At 74.2% G+C, this 18,972-nt stretch carries 23 protein-coding genes; 5 read left to right on the plus strand and 18 right to left on the minus strand.

The features are described 5' to 3' along the window. Positions 1–13: 13 nt before the first annotated feature. The 6 genes from trpC to hisI all read right to left on the minus strand — a co-directional run bounded on the left by trpC (position 14) and on the right by hisI (position 4,574). On the minus strand, positions 14–823 hold the full coding sequence (gene trpC, locus LG634_RS23685) for an indole-3-glycerol phosphate synthase TrpC (protein ID WP_226736013.1): 810 nt from the start codon (positions 821–823) through the stop codon (positions 14–16). A 197-nt stretch (positions 824–1,020) separates the two neighbouring features. Continuing rightward, complete coding sequence (locus tag LG634_RS23690) at positions 1,021–1,494, minus strand: DUF2752 domain-containing protein (RefSeq protein ID WP_226736015.1); 474 nt, start codon at positions 1,492–1,494, stop codon at positions 1,021–1,023. Between the two features lie 96 nt (positions 1,495–1,590). Then, entirely contained in the window at positions 1,591–1,815 is a 225-nt protein-coding gene (locus tag LG634_RS23695) for an HGxxPAAW family protein (protein ID WP_226736017.1), read from the minus strand. A gap of 119 nt (positions 1,816–1,934) precedes the next feature. Next, positions 1,935–2,615, minus strand: coding sequence for a TIGR02234 family membrane protein (locus LG634_RS23700; protein ID WP_226736020.1), 681 nt, complete (start codon positions 2,613–2,615; stop codon positions 1,935–1,937). Positions 2,616–2,696: 81 nt separating this feature from the next. Continuing rightward, positions 2,697–4,184, minus strand: a complete 1,488-nt coding sequence (locus LG634_RS23705; protein ID WP_226736022.1) for an anthranilate synthase component I — start codon at positions 4,182–4,184, stop codon at positions 2,697–2,699. Between the two features lie 15 nt (positions 4,185–4,199). Then, the gene (gene hisI, locus LG634_RS23710) at positions 4,200–4,574 is read right to left on the minus strand and encodes a phosphoribosyl-AMP cyclohydrolase (RefSeq protein WP_226736024.1); all 375 of its coding nucleotides are present in this window, start codon (positions 4,572–4,574) and stop codon (positions 4,200–4,202) included. A gap of 84 nt (positions 4,575–4,658) precedes the next feature. Here hisI and LG634_RS23715 point away from each other — a divergent pair, with 84 nt between their 5' ends. Continuing rightward, entirely contained in the window at positions 4,659–5,291 is a 633-nt protein-coding gene (locus tag LG634_RS23715) for a TIGR03085 family metal-binding protein (RefSeq protein WP_226736026.1), read from the plus strand. Between the two features lie 81 nt (positions 5,292–5,372). On the opposite strand, the gene hisF is transcribed toward LG634_RS23715, so the two are convergent. The 8 genes from hisF to hisD are packed head-to-tail and all read right to left on the minus strand — an operon-like array spanning position 5,373 to position 11,113. Continuing rightward, positions 5,373–6,128: an imidazole glycerol phosphate synthase subunit HisF gene (hisF, locus tag LG634_RS23720; protein ID WP_226736029.1), complete on the minus strand. Its 756-nt coding sequence runs from the start codon at positions 6,126–6,128 to the stop codon at positions 5,373–5,375. After that, positions 6,125–6,520 carry a RidA family protein gene (locus tag LG634_RS23725; RefSeq protein ID WP_226736031.1) on the minus strand — a complete coding sequence of 132 codons (396 nt, stop codon included), beginning with the start codon at positions 6,518–6,520 and terminating at the stop codon, positions 6,125–6,127. The genes hisF and LG634_RS23725 overlap by 4 nt, the downstream gene beginning before the upstream one ends. After that, the gene (gene priA, locus LG634_RS23730; protein WP_226736065.1) at positions 6,517–7,242 is read right to left on the minus strand and encodes a bifunctional 1-(5-phosphoribosyl)-5-((5-phosphoribosylamino)methylideneamino)imidazole-4-carboxamide isomerase/phosphoribosylanthranilate isomerase PriA; all 726 of its coding nucleotides are present in this window, start codon (positions 7,240–7,242) and stop codon (positions 6,517–6,519) included. Before priA ends, LG634_RS23725 begins: the two co-directional genes overlap by 4 nt. Before the next feature lie 5 nt (positions 7,243–7,247). Beyond that, entirely contained in the window at positions 7,248–7,898 is a 651-nt protein-coding gene (gene hisH / locus LG634_RS23735) for an imidazole glycerol phosphate synthase subunit HisH (RefSeq protein ID WP_226736033.1), read from the minus strand. After that, complete coding sequence (locus LG634_RS23740; protein WP_226736035.1) at positions 7,895–8,062, minus strand: CG2302 family histidine operon protein; 168 nt, start codon at positions 8,060–8,062, stop codon at positions 7,895–7,897. The genes hisH and LG634_RS23740 overlap by 4 nt, the downstream gene beginning before the upstream one ends. A 2-nt stretch (positions 8,063–8,064) precedes the next feature. Further along, positions 8,065–8,658: an imidazoleglycerol-phosphate dehydratase HisB gene (hisB, locus tag LG634_RS23745; RefSeq protein ID WP_226736037.1), complete on the minus strand. Its 594-nt coding sequence runs from the start codon at positions 8,656–8,658 to the stop codon at positions 8,065–8,067. Further along, on the minus strand, positions 8,655–9,785 hold the full coding sequence (locus tag LG634_RS23750) for a histidinol-phosphate transaminase (protein WP_226736038.1): 1,131 nt from the start codon (positions 9,783–9,785) through the stop codon (positions 8,655–8,657). The genes hisB and LG634_RS23750 overlap by 4 nt, the downstream gene beginning before the upstream one ends. Next, complete coding sequence (gene hisD, locus LG634_RS23755; RefSeq protein WP_226736040.1) at positions 9,782–11,113, minus strand: histidinol dehydrogenase; 1,332 nt, start codon at positions 11,111–11,113, stop codon at positions 9,782–9,784. Before hisD ends, LG634_RS23750 begins: the two co-directional genes overlap by 4 nt. A gap of 199 nt (positions 11,114–11,312) precedes the next feature. Here hisD and LG634_RS23760 point away from each other — a divergent pair, with 199 nt between their 5' ends. From LG634_RS23760 to ybaK, 3 genes are read left to right on the plus strand one after another with little or no spacing between them, the layout of a single operon-like run. Continuing rightward, positions 11,313–12,851 carry an oxidoreductase gene (locus LG634_RS23760; RefSeq protein WP_226736067.1) on the plus strand — a complete coding sequence of 513 codons (1,539 nt, stop codon included), beginning with the start codon at positions 11,313–11,315 and terminating at the stop codon, positions 12,849–12,851. Positions 12,852–12,885: 34 nt separating this feature from the next. Continuing rightward, the gene (locus LG634_RS23765) at positions 12,886–13,626 is read left to right on the plus strand and encodes an LON peptidase substrate-binding domain-containing protein (RefSeq protein WP_226736042.1); all 741 of its coding nucleotides are present in this window, start codon (positions 12,886–12,888) and stop codon (positions 13,624–13,626) included. Between the two features lie 23 nt (positions 13,627–13,649). Then, the gene (gene ybaK, locus LG634_RS23770; protein WP_226736044.1) at positions 13,650–14,147 is read left to right on the plus strand and encodes a Cys-tRNA(Pro) deacylase; all 498 of its coding nucleotides are present in this window, start codon (positions 13,650–13,652) and stop codon (positions 14,145–14,147) included. A gap of 404 nt (positions 14,148–14,551) precedes the next feature. On the opposite strand, the gene LG634_RS23775 is transcribed toward ybaK, so the two are convergent. The 4 genes from LG634_RS23775 to LG634_RS23790 form a co-directional block, all read right to left on the minus strand. Further along, positions 14,552–15,244, minus strand: coding sequence for a DUF2567 domain-containing protein (locus tag LG634_RS23775; protein ID WP_226736046.1), 693 nt, complete (start codon positions 15,242–15,244; stop codon positions 14,552–14,554). 34 nt (positions 15,245–15,278) lie between these two features. Next, positions 15,279–16,049 carry an ABC transporter permease gene (locus tag LG634_RS23780; protein ID WP_226736048.1) on the minus strand — a complete coding sequence of 257 codons (771 nt, stop codon included), beginning with the start codon at positions 16,047–16,049 and terminating at the stop codon, positions 15,279–15,281. Continuing rightward, the gene (locus LG634_RS23785) at positions 16,046–17,017 is read right to left on the minus strand and encodes an ABC transporter ATP-binding protein (RefSeq protein ID WP_226736069.1); all 972 of its coding nucleotides are present in this window, start codon (positions 17,015–17,017) and stop codon (positions 16,046–16,048) included. The genes LG634_RS23780 and LG634_RS23785 overlap by 4 nt, the downstream gene beginning before the upstream one ends. Before the next feature lie 154 nt (positions 17,018–17,171). Further along, positions 17,172–18,482: an NYN domain-containing protein gene (locus LG634_RS23790; RefSeq protein ID WP_226736050.1), complete on the minus strand. Its 1,311-nt coding sequence runs from the start codon at positions 18,480–18,482 to the stop codon at positions 17,172–17,174. A 197-nt stretch (positions 18,483–18,679) separates the two neighbouring features. Between LG634_RS23790 and LG634_RS23795 the strand changes: the two genes are divergently transcribed. Next, positions 18,680–18,841: a hypothetical protein gene (locus LG634_RS23795; RefSeq protein ID WP_226736052.1), complete on the plus strand. Its 162-nt coding sequence runs from the start codon at positions 18,680–18,682 to the stop codon at positions 18,839–18,841. Positions 18,842–18,972: the final 131 nt, after the last annotated feature.

Here is an 18,972-nt window from a genome sequence, read left to right on the forward strand (position 1 = left end):
GGTCACGGCGGGGTCAGCTCCGGCCGTGGCGCAGGGCGGGGTGGGCGCCGGCGGCGACCAGGTCGGCCACGGCCGCCTTCGGGTCGCGGCCCGTGACCAGGGACTCGCCGACGAGGACGGCGTCCGCGCCTTCGTTGGCGTAGGCGATCAGGTCGTGGGGTCCGCGGATGCCGGACTCGGCGACCTTGACGATGCCTGCGGGGATCTCGGGGGCGACCCGCTCGAAGGTCGAACGGTCCACCTTGAGGTCCTTGAGGTTGCGCGCGTTGACGCCGATGATCTTGGCGCCGGCGGCGACGGCCCGCTCGACCTCTTCCTCGTCGTGGACCTCGACCAGCGGGGTCAGGCCGATGGACTCGGCACGCTCGATGAGGGAGACGAGGGCCTCCTGCTCCAGGGCCGCGACGATCAGCAGGGCGAGGTCGGCGCCGTAGGCGCGGGCCTCCCACAGCTGGTACGCCGTGACGATGAAGTCCTTGCGGAGGATCGGGACGTCGACGCGGGCCCGTACGGCTTCCAGGTCGGCCAGGGAACCGCCGAAGCGGCGCTGCTCGGTGAGGACCGAGATGACGGCCGCACCGCCCGCTTCGTAGTCGGCGGCGAGCCCGGCCGGGTCGGCGATCGCGGCCAGCGCGCCCTTGGAGGGGCTGGAGCGCTTGACCTCGCAGATCACCTTGACGCCGTCGCCGCGCAGGGCCGCGACGCCGTCCTTGGCCTGGGGCGCCTTGGCGGCGCGCTCCTTGAGCTCGTCGAGGCTGACGCGCGCCTGCCGTTCTGCGAGGTCGGCGCGGACCCCTTCGATGATCTCGTCGAGCACACTCACGCGAGGGGCCCCCTTCCGGGTCGGTGACGATGGTCGGCCGGCTTCGCGGTCGTGGACAACAGCAAGGTCGGCAATCAAATGGTATCCGCAGGAGGGCTTGCGCTCCGCATGCGGTTGACGTCGTCCCAGCACCTGGACATTCGGAATGCGGACTTCTGCTTCCGCAAACGGCCGGCCGGTGGTGCGGGACCGGCTGCTCAGGGCGCCAGGGCGGCGCCGAAGGGCAGGTTCCGTACGACGCTGAAGGCGAGCACGACGGTGCCCACGGCCCACCAGTGGACGGGCCGCAGGACGGGCACGGGCTTGGGCCCGCCCCGCCAGGCGCGGACCAGCCACAGCGCGGTGAAGCCGGCGAACAGGACGTACGCAAGGACGCCGAGGGCGTTGTTGCCGAGCGCGGTGGCCAGGTCGCCGTGGGCGAAGGCGTGGGCGCTGCGCAGCCCGCCGCAGCCGGGGCAGAGCAGGCCGGTGAGCCGCAGCAGCGGGCAGACCGGGTAGTGGCCGGGCTCGTTCGGGTCGACGGTGGCGACGTACGCGAAGGCGGCCGCCACACCCGAGAGGGTGAGCAGCGGCGCGCCGAGCCGGCGCACCCGGGCGGTCGGGGGTCCCGCGGGGGCGGGGGCCGGCGGGGGCGGGGTGCCGGGCGCGGGCGGGAGGGAGGTGGGGTCCACCCGGTGATTGTCGCTGCAGACGCGGAGAGGCGCAGCCTCGGGGCTGCGCCTCTCCGGAAGACCGCCCTGACGGACGGGTGCTGCTCAGACCGTGCCTCAGGCGCTCGCCTCGGTGAGGGAGCGGACCTGCTTCTTGGCGCCGTAGCCGGCGGCCCTCATCGCCATGCCGACGACACCGCCGAGGGCGACGACGCCCAGGCCGGCCCAGAAGCCGAGCGGGTTGGCCGCGACCATGAAGGCGCCTGAAACGCAGAAACCGATGAAGGCGATGATGACACCGGTCCAGGCGGCCGGGGTGTGTCCGTGGCTGCTGCCCGCCATGAGTTGCTCCTCGTTGCTCTGTCGAACGTGCTGTGTCGAACGCTCGGGTCTCATTGTCCCGCACCCGTGAAGCCGCCTCGGGCCGGGGTGGGGTTCCGTGCGGTGGTCCGCCGGTGGTCTCAGCCGGTGGGGTCCTCGCCCCGGTCGAGGGCCTTCCACAGGTCCTCGGGCCGGTCGGGGTCCACCCGTACGGGTGCGGTGCGGGCGCGCGGGGCGCCGTCGCGTTCGTACCGGCCGCCCATGGCCGGCCAGCCGGTGCCGAACCGGAGCGCGAGCAGGCCCGCGAGCAGGATCAGCGCGCCGCCGGCGGCCGTCACGTACGGCCAGGCGGTGTGGGTCAGTCCGGCCACGGCGGCCGCGGTGTCGGCGGTGGTGCGGGCGGCCTCGGCGTCGAGCGCGGAGCTGTCGGAGGCGCCGAGGACGGCGGCCGCGACGGCGCCGGCGCCGCTGAGCGCCAGGACACCGGACACCAGGGTGCGGCCGGTGCCGCGGACCGCGAAGACGGCCACGAGTGCGGCCAGGCCCACGATGGCGAGGGCGGCGGGCACGCCGGTGACGGTCGTGCCGTCGGCGGACAGCGGAAGCGTTCCGCCACCCGCTTCGGCGGTGCCGTTGGCCCAGGTCCGGCCGGAGGCGAGGAGCACGACGGTGGCGCCGAGCGTCCCCAGCAGCAGGGCGCAGGCCACGCTGCGGCGGCTGCTGCGGGCCGCGGCGGCAGCGGGCCCGCCGGGCGCGGGCTCGACGGGGGCGGCGGCGACGTCGTCGGGGCGGGGCTTCGGTACGGCACTCACGTACACCACTATCCCCTACCGGCCGGCGGGGTCCCGGGGCAGGTACCGGTGACCGGGGCGGGCGCGGCGGCCCGCCCCGGCCGGCGGCGGTCAGCCGCGGGGCAGCCGGTTGGCGGCGGAGACGGCGCGGAGCACGGCGGCCGCCTTGTTGCGGCACTCGTTGTCCTCGGACACCGGGTCGGAGTCGGCGACCACGCCCGCGCCGGCCTGCACGTACGCCGTTCCGTCGCGCAGCAGGGCGGTGCGGATGGCGATGGCGGTGTCGGAGTCGCCCGCGAAGTCGAGGTAGCCCACGCAGCCGCCGTAGAGGCCGCGCCGGGAGGGCTCCAGCTCCTCGATGATCTGCATGGCGCGCGGCTTGGGGGCGCCGGACAGGGTGCCCGCGGGGAAGCAGGCGGTCAGCACGTCGAACGCGGTGCGGCCCTCGGCGACCTTGCCGGTGACGGTCGACACGATGTGCATGACGTGCGAGTACCGCTCGATGGACATGAAGTCGACGACCTCGACTGAGCCCGGTTCGCAGACCCGGCCGAGGTCGTTGCGGCCCAGGTCGACGAGCATGAGGTGCTCGGCGCGCTCCTTGGGGTCGGCGAGGAGTTCCTCGGCGAGGTCGTGGTCCTCCTGCGGGGTGGCGCCGCGGTGCCGGGTGCCGGCGATCGGGTGCAGCATGGCGCGCCCGTCCTCGACCTTGACCAGGGCCTCGGGGCTGGAGCCGACCACGTCGAAGCCGTCGAAGCGGAACAGATACATGTACGGGGACGGGTTGGTGGCCCGCAGCACCCGGTAGACGTCGAGCGCGGAGGCCTCGCAGGGGGTCTCGAAGCGCTGGGAGGGCACGACCTGGAAGGCCTCGCCGGCGCGGATCCGCTCCTTGATGTCCTCGACGGCCTCGCGGTACGCGGCGCCGCCCCAGCGGGAGACGGTCTCGGGCAGCTCGGACCCGGGCAGCAGGGCCGGCGCGTACGGTGCGGGCCGCGCGAGGTCGGCCTCCATGGCGTCCAGGCGGGCCACGGCGTCGGCGTACGCCTCGTCCACGCCCGAGTCGAGGTCGTTGTGGTTGATCGCGTTGGCGATGAGCAGGACCGAGCCGTCCCAGTGGTCGAGGACCGCCAGGTCGGAGGTGAGGAGCATGGTCAGCTCGGGCAGTGCGAGGTCGTCGGTGCCGTGGTCGCCGATGCGTTCCAGGCGGCGGACGATGTCGTAGCCGAGGTAGCCCACCATGCCGCCGGTGAACGGGGGCAGGCCGGGGGCCAGGTCGCGCGGGGTGTGGAGGGTCTCCACGGTGCGCCGGAGGGCGTCGAGCGGGTCGCCGTCGACGGGGACGCCGACGGGCGGGGTGCCGATCCAGTGGGCCCGGCCGTCCCGGACGGTCAGGGTGGCCGCGCTGCGGACACCGACGAAGGAGTAACGGGACCAGGAGCGGCCGTTCTCGGCGGACTCCAGCAGGAAGGTGCCCGGGCGCTCGGCGGCGAGCTTGCGGTACAGGCCGACGGGGGTGTCGCCGTCGGCCAGCAGCCGGCGGCTGACCGGGATGACCCGGCGGTCGACCGCGAGCTTGCGGAACGTCTCAAGATCCATGTCCTGGGACCTCACCTAGTTCGAGAGCGGGAGCTGGTCGGCGTCGAAGCACGTCCGGGTGCCGGTGTGGCAGGCGGGCCCCACCTGGTCCACCTTGACCAGGACGGTGTCCGCGTCGCAGTCCAGCGCGACGGACTTCACGTACTGGAAGTGGCCGGAGGTGTCGCCCTTGACCCAGTACTCGCCGCGGCTGCGGGACCAGTAGGTGCAGCGTCCGGTGGTGAGGGTGCGGTGCAGGGCCTCGTCGTCCATCCAGCCGAGCATGAGCACCTCTCCGGTGTCGTACTGCTGGGCGATGGCGGGGACCAGGCCGTCCGCGGACCGCTTGAGGCGGGCGGCGATCGCCGGGTCGAGGCCGCTTTGGGTGTCGGGCGTGCTCATGGGTGCCATTGTGCCGCGCCGTCAGGGGGCGCCGGTGACCTTGTCCGGCAGGTGGGCGGGCGGCGGGCGGCCCCGGGCCGTAGGGTGGCGGCCATGTCTACCCATGCGAAGCGTGAACGACTGCTGCTGGCGGACCTGTTGGAACAGGCCGGGCCCGATGCGCCGACGCTGTGCGACGGCTGGAGCGCGCGGGAGCTGGCCGCGCACGTGGTGGTGCGGGAGCGGCGGCCGGATGCGGCCGGCGGGCTGCTGCTGGGGGTGCTGAAGGACCGGCTGGACAAGGCGATGGCGGAGTACGCCGCGAAGCCGTACGAGGAGCTGGTGCGGCTGATCCGGAGCGGGCCGCCGCGGTTTTCGCCGTACGCGCTGAAGCAGGTGGACGAGGCGGCGAACGCGGTGGAGTTCTACGTGCACGCCGAGGACGTGCGGCGGGCGCAGCCGGACTGGTCGCCTCGGGAGCTGGACCGGGTGTTCGCGGATGCGCTGTGGGCGCGGCTGGAGCGGCTGGCCCGGCTGACGGGGCGGAGGTCGCCGGTGGGGGTGGTGCTGCGGCGGCCGGACGGGCGGACGGTGGTGGCGCGCAAGGGGGCGCCGGTCGTCACCGTGACCGGCGAGCCGGGTGAACTGACCCTGTTCTGCTTCGGCCGCCAGGCGGCTGCGCAGGTCACGCTGGACGGTGAGCGGTCCGCGGTGGCCGCCCTGACGAAAGCCAGGCTCGGCATCTGACCGGGGCTCCGCCCCGGACCCCGGTCCTCAAAGGCCGGCAGGACTGGATGTTCCAGCCCCGCCGGCGTTTGAGGCGGACGGTCAGCGGACCGGGTGGCCCGCTTCGCGGAGGGTGTCCTTGACCTGGCCGATGCGGAGGTCGCCGAAGTGGAAGACCGAGGCGGCGAGGACGGCGTCCGCGCCGGCGTCGATGGCCGGCGGGAAGTCCGACAGACGGCCCGCGCCGCCCGAGGCGATGACCGGCACGGTGACGTGCTTGCGGACCGCCGCGATCATCTCGACGTCGTAGCCGTCCTTCGTGCCGTCCGCGTCCATCGAGTTCAGCAGGATCTCGCCCGCGCCGAGCTCGGCCGCCCGATGGGCCCACTCGACCGCGTCGATGCCGGCCGACCGGCGCCCGCCGTGCGTGGTGACCTCGAAGGTGCCGCCCGGGGTCCGGCGCGCGTCGACGGACAGCACCAGCACCTGCCGCCCGAACCGCTCGGCGATCTCCCGGATCAGCTCCGGCCGCTCGATGGCCGCCGTGTTGACGCCGACCTTGTCCGCTCCGGCCCGCAGCAGCCGGTCCACGTCGTCGGCGGTGCGCACGCCGCCGCCGACGGTCAGCGGGATGAAGACCTGCTCGGCGGTCCGGCGCACCACGTCGTAGGTGGTCTCCCGGTTGCCGGAGGACGCGGTGATGTCGAGGAAGGTCAGCTCGTCGGCGCCTTCGGCGTCGTACAGCTTGGCCATCTCGACGGGGTCGCCGGCGTCCCGCAGGTTCTGGAAGTTGACGCCCTTGACGACGCGGCCGTTGTCCACGTCGAGGCAGGGGATGACGCGTACGGCGAGGCTCATGCGGCACCCCCGCGGTAGGCCTCGACCTCGACCTCGACGACCAGGTTGGGGTCGACGAGCCCGGCGACGATGACCATGGTGCTGGCGGGCCGGGCGGTGTCGAACAGGTCCTTGTGGGCGCGGCCCACCTCGTCGACGTCCCGCGCGTGCGTCAGGTACATGCGGGTGCGGACGACGTCGTCCGCACCGAGCCCGACCTGTGCGAGCGCCTTCAGCGCCACGTTGAACGCGTTGACGGTCTGGTCGTACGGGTTGGCGTAGGCGACGGCGCCGTCGACGACCGACGTGCAGCCGGACACCAGCACCATGCCGTTGGGCAGCTCGACGGCGCGGGAGTACCCGATGACGTCCTCCCACGGGCCGCCGGAGGAGATGCGCTTGACCTCGCTCATGCGGAGACCACCTCCAGGGCCTCTTCCAGGGTGAAGGCCTTGGCGTACAGGGCCTTGCCGACGATGGCGCCCTCGACGCCGGCCGGGACCAGCCCGGCCAGGGCCCGCAGGTCGTCGAGCGAGGAGACCCCGCCGGAGGCGACGACCGGGCGGTCGGTGGCGGCGCAGACGTTCTTCAGCAGCTCCAGGTTGGGGCCGGTGAGGGTGCCGTCCTTGCCGATGTCGGTGACGACGTAGCGGGCGCAGCCCTCGGCGTCGAGGCGGGCGAGGGTCTCGTAGAGGTCGCCGCCCTCGCTGGTCCAGCCGCGGCCCTTGAGGGTGGTGCCGACGACGTCGAGGCCGACGGCGATCTTCTCGCCGTGCTCGGCGATGACCTTGGCGACCCATGCGGGGGTCTCCAGGGCGGCGGTGCCGAGGTTGACGCGGGTGCAGCCGGTGGCGAGGGCCTTGGCGAGCGAGGCGTCGTCGCGGATGCCGCCGGACAGCTCCACCTTGATGTCCATGGCGCGGGTGATCTCGGCGACCAGCTCGCGGTTGTCGCCGGTGCCGAACGCGGCGTCGAGGTCGACCAGGTGCAGCCACTCGGCGCCGGCGGCCTGCCAGGCCAGGGCGGCCTGGAGCGGGGAGCCGTACGAGGTCTCGCTGCCGGACGCACCGTGCACGAGGCGGACCGCCTGGCCGTCGCGGACGTCCACGGCGGGGAGGAGTTCGAGCGTCTTCACGGTCATCAGAGGGTCTCGATCCAGTTGGTGAGCAGCTGGGCGCCGGCGTCGCCGGACTTCTCGGGGTGGAACTGGGTGGCCCACAGGGCGCCGTTCTCCACCGCCGCGACGAACGGCTCGCCGTGCGTGGCCCAGGTGACCTTCGGGGCGCGGATGTTGGGGTTGCCGACTTCCAGCGTCCACTGGCGGACCGCGTAGGAGTGCACGAAGTAGAAGCGGGCGTCGGCGTCCAGGCCGGCGAAGGCCTGGGTGTCGGCGGGTGCTTCGACGGTGTTCCACCCCATGTGCGGGACGATCGGGGCGCGCAGCGGCTCGACGGTTCCGGGCCACTCGTCGAGGCCCTCGGTCTCGACGCCGTGCTCGATGCCGCGTTCGAAGAGGATCTGCATGCCGACGCAGATGCCCATGACGGGGCGGCCGCCGGAGAGGCGGCGGCCCACGATCCAGTCGCCGCGGGCCTCCTTGAGACCGTTCATGCAGGCGGCGAAGGCACCGACGCCGGGGACGAGGAGTCCGTCGGCGTCCATGGCCTTGTCGTAGTCGCGGGTGATCTCGACGTCGGCGCCGACGCGGGCGAGGGCCCGCTCGGCGGACCGTACGTTGCCGAAGCCGTAGTCGAAGACGACGACCTTCTTGGTGGGGCTGGCAGTGCTCATTCCCAGATTCCTTGGAGGCGCAGGACCCCGGCGGCCAGACACATGGCGGAGCCGATGGCGAGGAGCAGGACGACGCCGCGGGGCATCTTCTGCTTCTTGAAGGAGTACACGCCGCCGGCGAGGAAGAGGCCGACGACGATGAGGATGGTGGAGAGGCCGGTCACGGTCAGAGGGCGCCCTTCGTGGAGGGCAGGATGCCGGCGGCGCGCACGTCCCGCTCGGAGGCGTAGCGCAGGGCCCGGGCGAGGGCCTTGAACTGGCACTCCACGATGTGGTGGGCGTTGCGGCCGTACGGGACGTGCACGTGCAGGGCGATCTGCGCCTGGGCGACGAACGACTCCAGGATGTGCCGGGTCATGGTGGTGTCGTACGAGCCGATCATCGGCGCCATGTTCTCGGGCTCGGTGTGCACGAGGTACGGGCGGCCGGAGAGGTCGACGGTGACCTGGGCGAGGGACTCGTCCAGGGGCACGGTGCAGTTGCCGAACCGGTAGATGCCGACCTTGTCGCCGAGGGCCTGCTTGAAGGCGGCGCCGAGCGCGAGGGCGGTGTCCTCGATGGTGTGGTGCGAGTCGATGTGCAGGTCGCCGTCGGTCTTGACCGTGAGGTCGAAGAGCCCGTGGCGGCCCAGCTGGTCGAGCATGTGGTCGTAGAAGCCGACGCCGGTCGACACGTCGACCTTGCCGGTGCCGTCCAGGTCTATCTCGACGAGGACGGAGGTCTCCTTGGTCGTGCGTTCGACCCGTCCGATGCGGCTCATGCCTGCTGCTCCTTCTTCAGTGCGCGAACCGCTTCCAGGAACGCGTCGTTCTCCGCCGGTGTGCCCGCGGTCACCCGCAGCCTGCCGGGTACTCCGTTGTCCCGGACCAGGACACCCCGGTCGAGGATCTTCTGCCAGGCGGTGTGGGCGTCCGCGAACGTGCCGAACTGGACGAAGTTCGCGTCGGACGCGGTGACCTCGTAGCCGATCGCGCTCAGTTCGGCGACCAGCCGGTCCCGCTCGGCCTTGAGCTGTTCGACGTACCCGAGGAGGGTGTCGGTGTGCTCCAGGGCGGCCAGTGCGGTGGCCTGGGTGACGGCGGACAGGTGGTACGGGAGGCGGACCAGCTGTACGGCGTCGACGACGGCCGGGTGGGCGGCCAGGTAGCCCAGGCGCAGGCCGGCCGCGCCGAAGGCCTTGGACATGGTGCGGGAGACCACCAGGTTCGGCCGGCCTTCGATGAGGGGCAGCAGGGAGTCCCGGTGGCTGAACTCCACGTAGGCCTCGTCGACGACCACCAGGGACGGCCCGGCCGCCTGGGCGGCCTCGTACAGGGCGAGGACGGTGTCGGCCTCTACCGCGGTGCCCGTGGGGTTGTTGGGCGAGGTGATGAAGACGACGTCGGGGCGGTGCTCGGCGATCGCCCCGGCGGCCGCTTCGACGTCGATGGTGAAGTCCTCGCTGCGGGGTCCGGAGATCCAGCGGGTGCCGGTGCCGCGGGCGATGAGCCCGTGCATCGAGTACGAGGGCTCGAAGCCGATGGCGGTGCGGCCGGGGCCGCCGAAGGTCTGCAGCAGCTGCTGGATGACCTCGTTGGAGCCGTTGGCGGCCCAGACGTTCTCCGCGACGACGGGGTGCTTCCCGGTGCGGGTGAGGTACTTCGCCAGCTCGGTGCGCAGCTCGACCGCGTCGCGGTCGGGGTAGCGGTTGAGGGTGCGGGCGGCCTCGGCGACCCGTTCGGCGATGCGCTGTACGAGGGGCTCGGGCAGCGGGTAGGGGTTCTCGTTGGTGTTCAGCTGGACGGGTACGTCGAGCTGGGGGGCGCCGTACGGGGTCTTGCCGCGGAGCTCGTCCCGGATGGGGAGGTCGTCGATGCCGACGTCCGTGGTGCGGTCGTACGAGGTCACTTGCCGGGCACCTTCCATCCGAAGCGCGCCTTGAGGGCCGCGCCGTGCGCCGGGAGGTCCTCCGCCTCGGCGAGGGTGACCACGTGGTGGGTGACCTCGGCGAGCGCGTCGCGGGTGTAGTCGACGATGTGGATGCCGCGCAGGAAGGACTGCACGGACAGGCCCGAGGAGTGGCAGGCGCAGCCGCCGGTGGGCAGGACGTGGTTGGAGCCGGCGCAGTAGTCGCCGAGGGAGACCGGGGACCAGGGGCCGACGAAGACGGCGCCGGCGTTGACGACGCGGTCGGCGAGGGCGGCGGCGTCGGCGGTCTGGATCTCCAGGTGCTCGGCGCCGTACGCGTTGACCACCGTGAGGCCGTCCTCCAGGTCGTTGACCAGGACGATCGCGGACTGGCGGCCTGCCAGGGCGGGCTTGATCCGGTCTTCGACGTGCTTGGTGGCGGCGATCTGCGGGGCGAGTTCCTTCTCGACGGCGGCGGCGAGGTCCTCGGAGTCGGTGACGAGGACGGCGGCGGCCATCGGGTCGTGCTCGGCCTGGCTGATCAGGTCGGCGGCGACGTGCACGGGGTCGGCGGTGGAGTCCGCGAGGATCGCGATCTCGGTGGGGCCGGCCTCGGCGTCGATGCCGATCTTCCCGGTGAAGTAGCGCTTGGCGGCGGCGACCCAGATGTTGCCGGGGCCGGTCACCATGTTCGCCGGGGCGCAGCCGTCGGGTCCTTCGGTGCCGTACGCGAACATGGCGACGGCCTGGGCGCCGCCGGCCGCGTACACCTCGTCGACGCCGAGCAGGGCGCAGGCGGCGAGGATGGTCGGGTGCGGCAGGCCGTCGAACTCGGCCTGCGGCGGGGAGGCGAGCGCGACGGAGCCGACGCCGGCCTCCTGTGCGGGCACGACGTTCATGACCACGGAGGACGGGTAGACCGAGCGGCCGCCGGGCGCGTAGAGGCCGACGCGCTCGACGGGCACCCACTTCTCGGTGACGGTGCCGCCGGGGACGACCTGGGTGGTGTGGGTGGTGCGGCGCTGGGCGGCGTGCACGATCCGGGTCCGCCGGATGGACTCCTCCAGGGCGTCGCGGACGGCCGGATCGAGCTGGTCGAGGGCCTTCTGCAGGGCCTCGGCGGGCACCCGTACGCGCTCCAGGGTGACCCCGTCGAACTTCTGCGCGTACTCGATCAGCGCCTCGTTGCCGCGATGATGCACGTCCTCGCAGATCGGCCGCACCTTCTCCAGGGCGGCTTCCACGTCGAATTCGGCACGGGGCAGCAGAGCGCGCAGGGCCGCGCCCTCGGGGAGGGCGTCGCCGCGCAGGTCGATACGAGAGATCACACCACGATTCTCTCAGACCGCCTCCCGCCACCGGCTGCCCGTATCACTGGCTGATACACGCCCCGGACGGTGCAGACAGGCCCTAGCGTTCGCAAGGACGACCAATGGGGAAGGGGGGCCTCTGGTGGACGAGGCACGAGGGGCGGGGCCGGACGTGCAGGGCGGCGCTCCGGCGGATCTCCGCCCTCCGGAGCTGCGGATGTGGCAGGCCTTCCGGAGCGGGACGGTGTGCGACCTGAGCGCGCACGCGGCCGACCGGGACGACCCGATGGCGGACCGGGCCTGGGGGCCGGAGCGCAGCGTGCGGGCGGAGGTGATCCACCGGCTGCTGCTGGGCGGGCCGGAGCCGGTGCCGGGGCGGGTGGCGTCGCTGAAGCTGCGGGGGGCGCGGATCACCGGCCGGCTGGAGCTGTCGGGCGGTTCGGTGGCGCCGTACGTGGAGCTGAACGCGTGCCGTTTCGACAGCGAAGTGCAACTGTCGGAGACGCGGTTCACGACGCTGCGGATGGTGAACTGCTCGGTGCCGCGGATCGAGGCGGCCCGCCTGCACACGGAGGGCGACCTGCACCTGCCGCGCTGCCGGGTGGCCCGTGGGATCCGGCTCACGGACGCCCAGATCGGCACGGACCTGCTGATCAGCCAGGCCGTGGTGCAGCGGGACGGCCGGGGCCGGGCGATCGCGGCGGACGGCCTGTCGGTGGGCCAGGACCTGCAGGCGGAGCTGCTGGAGACGTACGGCGAGGTGAGCCTGCGCGGGGCGAAGGTCGGGGTGTCGATGAGCCTGCGCGGGGCCCGGCTGCGCAATCCGTACGGGCGGCGGGCGCTGAACGCGCCGCAGCTGACGGTGGAGCGGACCCTGTACCTGACGTCGGTGGCGCTGGACCCGGCGGGCGATCCCGGCTCCACTCCCCCGTACGGGCTGGGGAACACGCCGCCGGTGCGGGGCGGGCGGATCCAGCGGTTCGAGTGCCGGGGCGGGCTGCGGCTGGACGACGGGCGGTTCGGGGACGCGGTGGACCTGTTCGGGGCCCGGTTCGTGCTGGCGGCGGACCAGGACGTGTCGCTGCGCCGGATCCAGACGCCGGAGCTGCGGTTCCTGGGCGAGCGGCCGGAGCAGGGGCGGGTGGTCCTGTCGGGGGCGAAGGTGGTGAAGCTGGTGGACCAGGCGACGAGCTGGCCGGGCCCGGGCCTGCTGTCGATGGACGGGTTCAGTTACGAGTTCCTGGTGCCGCGGGGGCCGTTTCCCCTGGCGCGGCGGCTGGCGTGGGTGGAGGCGGCTACGCCGGAGTACTCGCCGGAGCCGTACGAGCGGCTGGCGGCGGTGCTGCGCGGCAGCGGGGAGGACGCGGACGCCCGGGAGGTGCTGCTGGCCAAGCAGCGGCGGCGCCGGGAGACCCTGCCGCTGGCGGCGAAGCTGTGGGGGTACCTGCAGGACTGGACGGTGGCGTACGGGTACCGGCCGGGGCGGGCCGCGGTGTGGATGCTGGTGGTGTGGGCGGCGGGTGCGGTGGCCTTTTCCCGCCATGATCCGGAGGCGATCAAGCCGGGTGAGACGCCGCTGTGGAATCCGGTGCTGTACTCCCTGGACCTGCTGCTGCCGGTGATCGATCTCGGCCAGGACGGGTACTGGCGGTTGGAGGGCGCCTGGCAGTGGGGGGCGGCCGGACTGGTGCTCGCGGGCTGGGTCCTGGCGACGACGGTGGCGGCGGGAGCGTCCCGGCTGCTGCGGCGGGGGTGACGTGCGTGGTCCCCCGGCCATTACGCTGACCGTCGTGACCACCGTTCGCCTGCCGCTCTTCCCCTTGAACTCCGTGCTGTTCCCGGGGCTCGTCATGCCCCTGAACGTCTTCGAGGAGCGCTATCGGGCCATGATGCGCGACCTGCTGAAGTCCGGCGACGACGAGCCGCGCCGGTTCGCCGTCGTCGCCATCCGCGACGGCCGTGAGGTGGCGCCGACCGCGCCGGGGCTGCCCGACCAGACGACCCTGCCCGCGAAGGGACCGGCCGCGGGCTTCGGCAGCGACCCGGTGCAGGCGTTCCACCGGGTGGGCTGCATCGCGGACGCGGCGACCATCCGGGAGCGCGAGGACGGCAGCTTCGAGGTGCTGGCCACGGGCACGGTGCGGGTGAAGCTGCTGTCGGTGGACGCGACGGGCCCGTATCTGACGGCGGAGCTGGAGGAGCTGCCGGAGGAGGCGGGCGACGGCGCGGGGGCGCTGGCCGAGGGGGTGCTGCGGGCGTTCCGGGCGTACCAGAAGCGGCTGGCGGGGGCCCGTGAGCGGTCGCTCGCGACGGGCGCGGACCTGCCGGACGAGCCGTCGGTGGTGTCGTACCTGGTGGCCGCGGCGGCGGTGCTGGACGTGCCGTCGAAGCAGCGGCTGCTGCAGGCGCCGGACACGGCGACCCGGCTGGCGGAGGAGCTGAAGGTGCTGCGCACCGAGACGGCGGTGATCCGGCACCTGCCGTCGCTGCCCGCGGTGGACCTGACCCGGACCCCGACCAGCCCGAACTGAACCGAGGGGACACGCGCGCAGGCATGGCGAAGAAGGCGAAGCAGGGGGCCGGCGGCACACCGGCGACGGTGGCGCTGACCGCGGCCGGGCTGCCGTTCACGGTGCACGCGTACGCGCACGACCCGGCGGCCGCGTCGTACGGGGCGGAGGCCGCCGAGGCGCTGGGGGTGTCCCCGGAGCGGGTCTTCAAGACGCTGGTCGCGGACGTGGACGGGGCGCTGACGGTGGCGGTGGTGCCGGTCGCGGGCTCGCTGGACCTGAAGGCGCTGGCGGCGGCGGTGGGCGGGAAGAAGGCCGCGATGGCGGACCCGGCGGCCGCGGAGCGCTCTTCCGGGTACGTCCGTGGCGGGATCTCGCCGCTGGGCCAGCGGCGGGCGCTGCCGACGGTGCTGGACGCCTCGGCGTCGGCACACGCGACCATCTGCGTGTCGGCGGGCCGCCGCGGCCTGGAGGTCGAACTGTCCCCGGCCGACCTGGCAGCCCTGACGGGCGCGGTCCTCGCGCCGATCGCGCGGCCTTAGGTCGTCTCTTTCGGATCTTGCCGGTTAAGCCCGCGGTGTCTGGTGCGGTGCTTCGCAAGGCGTCGGGACAGCGCGCGTACTGGACGTACTCGGCTGTGCCGACAACGCGGCGAGGTGCCGTGCCAGGCGCCGCGGGTCAGGCAGGATCCGGAAGAGACGGCCTAGCCCCGGAGCGGGCCACGGGCCCGGGCGTCCGGTCCACGGGCCCGGGCCCGGCGGATCGGACGTGCGGGCCCGTCCCTGCCGCCGGGCGGCCGGATCCCTGGGCGCGGGCGGGCCGTCCGGCGTCTGGCCGCACGGGTGACGGGCGCGGGGGGGCGGGACACAGGCGCGGGGGGCATCCGGGTCGCCTGGTGCGGTGGCCGGGCGGCGCCGGCGCGGGTGGTCCTGGGCTGCGGACCGGCCTACGGGTGCGGCGCGGGCGGCGTGTCGGCCGGGGGCGCGGCGGCCGGGGGCGCGGCCTGGTCGGGGTTCGCGGCCGGCGCGGGCTGCGGGTGGGCGTACGGCGGCGGGTAGCCCTCCGGCCACTCCGGGGTGACCTCGGGGTCGCGCGGTCCGAAGAGTCCGACCAGGCCCAGGTGCGCGGCCACGGCGACCACGGGCCACACCAGGAGCACCCCGTGCGCGAGCAGCTGGAGCGGGGCGTCGAAGGGGACGCCCTTGCCGGCGGCCTTGGCGGCGGCGACCACGTCGCGGGACGGGCCGAGGTGGATGCCGAGCCGCCAGCCGAGCACGGAGGCGAGGAGCGCGCCGAGGCCGAGGCCGATCACGACGGCGGGGCCGCCGTTGCGCCGGTAGAGGAAGGCCAGCCCGGCGCTGACCAGGCCGAGGCCCAGGGCGATCAGCAGGAAGGTGCCGTCGGAGCCGATCCGGCCCTCGTTCTCGGTGTTGCCGAGGAACACCGCCGTGCCGTCGGAGACGTACTGGACCCGCGGGGCCAGCCAGGCCCACAGCACGGCGAGCAGCGCGCCGGAGAGGGCGACGGCCAGCATGACCGCCGCACCGGACTTGAGGTCCTCGGCGAGGGTCGGCGTCGGCGGCGCGTCCGGGTCCTCCGGGGCGGGGGCGGGCGGCGGCGGGGAGAAGGCTTCGGTCACCCCCACATCGTGCCAGGTGGTGCCGGGCCCGGCGTCAGCGGACCGCGGCCCGCCGGTAGGCCCAGGTGGCGAGGGCCAGGGAGGCGACCCCGACGGCCGCGCAGACGGCGAGGTCGGCGGCGACGACGGCCCAGTCGGGGTGCGGGGCGAAGGTGTGGGCGAAGGCCTCGACGCCGTACGTGGAAGGCAGCAGGTCGCGGGCCCAGACCACCGGTTCGGGCATCCGCTCGGGCGGCAGCACGCCCAGCAGCAGGGCCGCGGACATGCCGAGCTGTCCGGCGAGGGTGGCCAGCTCCTGCCGGGGGGCGAGCAGACCGAGGGCGGCGCCGAGCCCGGCGAGGGCGGCGCCGGCCAGCGGGACCACGGCGGCGAGCACCCACAGGCCGCCCATCGGCAGCCCGAAGAGCAGGCAGCCGAACACGGCCGTCACCAGGGTGCCGGGCACCGTGAACGAGGCGTACGCGCCGGCCGCGCCGAGGACCACGGCGGCGGGCGGCACCGGCAGGGTCGCGTAGTGGTCGAGGCCGCCGGAGGCCCGCAGCTGGCCGAAGTACTGGGCGAGCAGGTTGAGGGCGACGAAGGCGACGACGAGGACGGAGGAGCCGGCGACCACGGCGCGGGCCTCGCTGCCGCCGTCGACGACCCCGCGCATCAGGACCATGATCCCGACGGACTGGAAGGTCGCCACGAACAGCAGCGGGATCCGCGCCACCCTGGCCCGGGACAGCTGGGCCAGGTAGACGGCGGCGAGCGCGGGGAACAGCCGGGCCCGCGGGGCGAGCACGGCGGGGGCGGGGATGCTCACGTCTTGACCAGGCCCTTCGTACGGCCGCCGAGCGCGAGGTAGACGTCCTCCAGGCTCGGGGTGGCCAGGGTGAAATCGTCGAGGGCGGCGAACGCGGGTCCGCCGGTGACGGCGGCGACCGCGGCCCTGGCCGCGTCCGGGCCGGTCCGCAGCACCCAGCGGCGGCCGGACTCGGTGACGTCGGCACGCAGGGCGGCGACCTCGGGCAGGTGCAGCGGCGGGGCTTCGCGCCACACCAGCTCCAGCCGGACCTCGTCGGCGACCTGCGCCTTGAGGCCGGCCGGGGTGTCGCAGGCGATGACCTTGCCGCGGTCGACGACGGCGACCCGGTCGAGGACGGTCTCCGCCTCGATGACGTTGTGGGTGACGAGGACGACGGTGGTGCCGCGCTCGGCGCGGCGGCGGTCCACGGCGTTCCAGACGGCCCGCCGGGCCACCGGGTCCATGCCGGTGGTGGGCTCGTCGAGGACCAGGAGGGGCCGCTCGCCGACGAGGGCGGCGGCGAAGCAGGCGAGGCGGCGCTGGCCGCCGGAGAGCTTCCTGAGGGGGCGGCCGGCGATGCCGGTGAGACCGAGTTCGTCGAGGACGGCGTCGCGTTCGGCGCGGGCGCTGCGGGCGTCCAGGCCGCGCAGCCGGCCGGTGGTCTCGGCGGCGAGGGCGACGGTCAGCTCGTCGAGGGCGGTGGACTCCTGGCCGAGGTAGGCCAGCAGCCGGGCGGCCCGCTCGGGGTGGCGGACCAGGTCGTGGCCGAGGAGTTCGACGGCGCCCTCGTCGGGCCGCATCAGGCCGGTGAGCTGGCGGACCAGGGTGGACTTGCCGGCCCCGTTGGGGCCGAGGAGCCCGAAGATCTCGCCGCGCCGGATCTCCAGGGAGATGCCGTCGGTGGCGCGCACCTCGGGCAGGGCCGGAGTGCCGCGGCCGCCGCGCAGCGCCGGGTAGGTCTTGACCAGGCCGGTCACCGTGCACACCACGGGTACGGGCGCGCCGCCCCCCGCCCCGGGGGTCCGGTCGCCGTGTTCCGCGGCGTGTCCCGCCTGTGCTGTGCCCGTGCTCACGAGGGAGCAGCCTACGGGGTTCGGGCGCCCGGGACGCCCGCGGGGGCGGGCCCGGGTGCCCGTCCGGCTAGTCGGAGATCTTCTCGGCGAGGCGTTCCCCGGCTCTTTCGGGGGTTCTTTCGGCAGGTGCGGCGCCGGGCGCGGCGACCCGGGCGTCGGGGCCGGCGGGGGCGGATTCGGCGGCGGCGCGGACGTCGATCTCGCGCCAGAAGCCGGCCCGGATCGCGTACCGGTCGTGCTCGTCGATCTGGTCGTCCTTGTGGGCGAGCAGGCCGAAGCGGGCGGCGTAGCGGAGCAGCTCGCCGTCGATGCGGTGCGGGATCCGCGGGTACATGGTGGCGAGCTTCTGGAGGTGGACGGCCTCGGGGAGGCGCTCCATCCAGCGGCGGGCGAAGACCTGGCCGACCTCGAAGGGGTCACCGCCGACGGTGGTGATGTCCTCCTCGCGGTCCGCCCAGCGCTGCTCGGCGGAGGTGAGCTGGGCGAGGGTGGGCAGGGAGGCGGTCTCGGCGGGCTCGCCGAGCGGGCCGCCGCGTTCGATCCAGCCCCTGTCGGAGGACCAGCGCAGGGTGGCGGTGCCGGAGGGCTGCGGGGTCTGCGGGCCGGGTACGGGGGCGTGGGCGCGCAGCCCGGCGAGGTCCTTGGGGGTGGGGACGCCCTTGGCGGCCGGGGCGGGTGCGGGTTCGGCGCCGGCCGGATCGGGGGCGGCTGCCGCGCTGTTGCGGGCGGCTTCCGCGAGGGCCGCCTCGGGCAGCGGGGCGGAGAGGATGGCGGCGATCTCGGGCCGGGGCGCCGGGGGCGGGGCGCAGAGCCCGGCGAGGTCCTTGGGGCGGACCGCGCGGGTGATCCACGTACGGTCGAGGACGCGGCGCTCGTCGGCTTCGGCGACCAGGTCCTCGGACTGGTTGTAGTCGCCGTCGGCGGCCTGGACGGCCCACAGGTGGACGGCGACGCCGTGCTCCTTGGCGGACATCAGGCCGGGCAGCAGGTCGCCGTCACCGGTGACGAGGACCACGTCGGAGCAGGCCCGGTTGCGGGCCAGCTCGGTCAGTTCGGCGTGCATGGCGGCGTCCACGCCCTTCTGCGCCCAGCGGCCGTCGCTGCGGGTCAGGGCGCCGAGCCGGACGGTGACGCGGGGCATGACGCGCAGCCGGCGGTGTTCGGGCTGGGGCACCCGGTCGGGGGCGCCGTCGAACCAGTAGATGCGCAGCAGGGGCTGCGCGGTGTCGGCCTCGGCCCGTTCCCGCAGCCCCTGGATGAGGGCCGCATGGTCGACGGTGATGCGGGAGCGGGAGGGCTCTCCCGCAAGGAGGCTCGCGGCGGCGCCCAGCAGGTAGCCGGCGTCCACCAGGACGACGCAGCGGTCCACGCGTTCCACCCTCTTCCGGGGAGCAGTCCAGGTTTTCCCCGAGTCTGCCCGACCGCGGGGGCCTCGGCGGCCGGAACTCGATCATCGGCGTGGCGGATCCTGCGGTTCTCCCGACTACGCACAGTAAAGATCCAAAATGCGAGGGTTGTGGGGGTGTGTGAGTGTGAAGGCGGCCCTGGCCCCTACACCCCCCACGGAGGCTTTCCATGGCCAAGAACAAGAACCGCCAGCACGAGAGCAAGGCTCAGCCGACCCGGTCCTCCGCACAGGGCCAGCCGAAGGAATCCGTGTCCGAGCCCTCCGGTGCGTCCCCGAGTCCGATGGACATGGCGCGCAAGGGCAAGACGAAGAAGTTCGGGCACAACTGACGCCGGTGCCGTGACGACGCGGGGGGGGGGGGGGGGGGGGGGGGGGGGGGGGGGGCGCGGGGCGGGGGGGGGGGGGGGGGGGGGGGGGCGGGGGGGGGGCGGCGGCGCGCAGCAGGGTGCCGGTGCCGCAG

Origin of the sequence: Streptomyces bambusae (assembly GCF_020532645.1) — a bacterium.
Classification (GTDB): domain Bacteria; phylum Actinomycetota; class Actinomycetes; order Streptomycetales; family Streptomycetaceae; genus Streptomyces; species Streptomyces bambusae.

Bases quoted from the DNA above. Each gene is read 5' to 3' on its own strand.
- LG634_RS23695 (WP_226736017.1), bottom strand. From the start codon at position 1,815: ATGGCGGGCAGCAGCCACGGACACACCCCGGCCGCCTGGACCGGTGTC.
- LG634_RS23705 (WP_226736022.1), bottom strand. From the start codon at position 4,184: ATGGATCTTGAGACGTTCCGCAAGCTCGCGGTCGACCGCCGGGTCATC.
- hisI (WP_226736024.1), bottom strand. From the start codon at position 4,574: ATGGCACCCATGAGCACGCCCGACACCCAAAGCGGCCTCGACCCGGCG.
- LG634_RS23715 (WP_226736026.1), top strand. From the start codon at position 4,659: ATGTCTACCCATGCGAAGCGTGAACGACTGCTGCTGGCGGACCTGTTG.
- hisF (WP_226736029.1), bottom strand. From the start codon at position 6,128: ATGAGCCTCGCCGTACGCGTCATCCCCTGCCTCGACGTGGACAACGGC.
- LG634_RS23725 (WP_226736031.1), bottom strand. From the start codon at position 6,520: ATGAGCGAGGTCAAGCGCATCTCCTCCGGCGGCCCGTGGGAGGACGTC.
- hisH (WP_226736033.1), bottom strand. From the start codon at position 7,898: ATGAGCACTGCCAGCCCCACCAAGAAGGTCGTCGTCTTCGACTACGGC.
- hisB (WP_226736037.1), bottom strand. From the start codon at position 8,658: ATGAGCCGCATCGGACGGGTCGAACGCACGACCAAGGAGACCTCCGTC.
- LG634_RS23760 (WP_226736067.1), top strand. From the start codon at position 11,313: ATGTGGCAGGCCTTCCGGAGCGGGACGGTGTGCGACCTGAGCGCGCAC.
- ybaK (WP_226736044.1), top strand. From the start codon at position 13,650: ATGGCGAAGAAGGCGAAGCAGGGGGCCGGCGGCACACCGGCGACGGTG.
- LG634_RS23795 (WP_226736052.1), top strand. From the start codon at position 18,680: ATGGCCAAGAACAAGAACCGCCAGCACGAGAGCAAGGCTCAGCCGACC.